The organism is Actinoplanes sp. NPDC048791, assembly GCF_040650095.1.
GTDB lineage: Bacteria > Actinomycetota > Actinomycetes > Mycobacteriales > Micromonosporaceae > Actinoplanes.
Map to the genome: position 1 here is coordinate 1 of NZ_JBEZGQ010001187.1, position 2349 is coordinate 2349.

The following is a 2349-nucleotide window of genomic DNA, read 5'->3' on the forward strand; positions in this document are numbered from 1 at the left end:
GGCTGCTGGCGGCCCGGTCCCGGCTCGCCCCGCACGCGGTGCACGCGGTGGTCGACGCGCTGGAGGCCGCGCCGGGGCGGGTGAGCCTGCGGGAGCTGGCGGAGGGCAGCGGGATGAGCCGGCATGTCGTCGAGCGGGTGGTCGACGAGCTGCTGGAGCTGGGGGCGCTGGTCCCGGAGGGCAACGACGCGGTACGGGTCCCGGAAGCGCTGCCGCGGACGACGTTCTCGGCGGTGGCGGCGGCGGGTGATCACCGGCAGGCGGTGCTGACCAGCCGGATCGACGCGGCGCGGCATTATGCGGAGACGGTGCGGTGCCGGCGGGCCGAGCTGCTGGGGTATTTCGGCGAGCATTACGAGCCGCCGTGCGGGTCGTGCGACAACGACGCGGCGGGGGCTGAGCCGGGGCCTTCGCCTTCGCCTTCGTCTTCGCGGCAGGCTGTGCCGGGCGGGGTGGGGGTGCACCATCGGCTGTGGGGTGCGGGCACGTTGCTGACGCGCGACGAGCACGAGCTGACGGTGGTGTTCGACTCGGTGGGCTACCGGCACCTGACCCCGGCGGCTCTGGACAACGGACTGCTCACCCTCGACTGACCCTCGATCCACTTGGGCGCCGCGACGCCGTGGTGGCTCTAGACTCTGCGGCCATGGGACTCCTCACTTTCACCCTCAACGTCACCCTGGACGGTTGTGTCGACCACCAGGAGGGGATCGCCGACGATGAGACGCATGCCCTCTTCACCCGTCTCATGGACGAGAGCGGCGCAATGCTGTGGGGTCGCGTCACCTACGAGATGATGGAGGGCCACTGGCCGGCCGTCGCCCGCGGTGACGTGGAGGCGCCGCCGGCCACGCGCGAGTGGGCGGCCAAGCTGGAGGCCAAACCCAAGTACGTGGTGTCGTCGACGCGCAAGGACTTCCCGTGGACCAACAGCCACCACATCGCCGGCGATCTGCGTGCGGAAGTGCAGAAGCTCAAGGACGCGAATCCGGCCGGGGTCCTTCTCTGCAGCGGCAACCTGGCGACAGAGCTCGACCGGCTGGACCTGATCGACGAGTACAGGCTGCTCGTCCATCCCCGGATCGCCGGCCACGGCCCGACGCTGTACCAGGGCGGGCTGCCCGGCACGCGCGAGCTCGAGCTGGTCTCGGCGCAGCCGCTCCGCAACGGCGCGGTGGCCATGCACTACCGCCGCGCGCGCTGAATCACAGGTATCAGCCGAGCAGAGACGGGATGGCCGAGGCGAAGGTGTTGTCCGGGTCGTAGTGGCGTTTCGCGGCCAGCAGCCGGCTCAGGTTGGCGCCGTACGAGTCGCGGGAGCGGTCCTCGTCGTCCGGGCCCAGCAGGTTCGGGTAGCCGCCCGGCAGGGACAGCTCGTCCAGCGACGTCGCCACCGCGTCGGCCCAGGCGCGGTGCGGCTCGACCGGCTGCCCGGGCGGCCAGGCGGCGATCACCTCCAGCACCGTGTGCGGCGAGCGCTGGGCGAAGGCCGTCGCTGACGGGTCCACTCTCGACGCGGCGCCGTGGAAGCGGTTCAGGATCAGGGCCGAGAACGGGGAGCTGATCTCGTCCGCGGCGGTGACGAGGGCGTCCACCGCCGGGGCCGGCACGTCGGGCAGCCAGCGGGAACGCAGCAGGTAGTGGTTGCCGTCGACCATGCTGCGGTCGAACATGCGCAGCGCCGCCTCGTACGGCATCGGGCCGATCTGGTCCACGATCGGATGACCCAGGGCGCGCAGCCGGGCGATCGCCTGCTCGCCCGCCGCGAGGTCGCCGCACCAGAACGGGCACAGGAACGCCAGCGGACGACCCTCGGGACCGGGCAGGAAGCCGGTCATGACGCTCAGCTCGTCCGGGGCGCCGGCCATGATCTCGGCGTGGCCGGACAGCACCGCCGCCGCCTGGTCGAACGGGAACATCAGCATGCCGGTGAGGATCGACGGCACCTCGTGCAGCCGGTAGCGCAGCTCCGTGACGACACCGAAGTTGCCGCCTCCGCCGCGCAGGGCCCACCACAGTTCGGTGTCGTCGTCCGGGCCGGCCACGACCGTCGTGCCGTCGGCCAGCACCACCGTCGCGCCCAGCAGGTTGTCCAGGGCCAGGCCGTACCGGCCGATCAGGGGGCCGTAGCCGCCGACGGTGGTCAGGCCGGCCAGGCCCACCGCGCGGACCACGCCGGTCGCGGTGGCCAGCCCGTACGGGGTGGTCGCGGCCAGCAGGTCAGCGGTGATGGCGCCGCCCTGGACCGTGGCGGTGCGGGCCGGCGCGTCGACGATGACGTCACGCATGCCGGTGAGGTCGATGACCAGGCCGCCGTCGCGCAGGGCCCGCCCCGCCCAGTCGTGTCCG

The 2349-nt window shown here is 72.5% G+C and carries 3 protein-coding genes; 2 read left to right on the plus strand and 1 reads right to left on the minus strand.

The features are described from left to right. A partial coding sequence (locus AB0C29_RS44110; protein ID WP_360833735.1) for a RecQ family zinc-binding domain-containing protein occupies window positions 1-593 on the plus strand: 593 nt, incomplete at its 5' end. Window positions 594-646: 53 nt separating this feature from the next. Continuing rightward, window positions 647-1204: a dihydrofolate reductase family protein gene (locus AB0C29_RS44115; protein ID WP_360833737.1), complete on the plus strand. Its 558-nt coding sequence runs from the start codon at window positions 647-649 to the stop codon at window positions 1202-1204. A 10-nt stretch (window positions 1205-1214) separates the two neighbouring features. Here AB0C29_RS44115 and AB0C29_RS44120 read toward each other — a convergent pair. Beyond that, the coding region (locus AB0C29_RS44120) for an FAD-binding oxidoreductase (protein ID WP_360833739.1) at window positions 1215-2349 on the minus strand (1135 nt) is incomplete at its 5' end.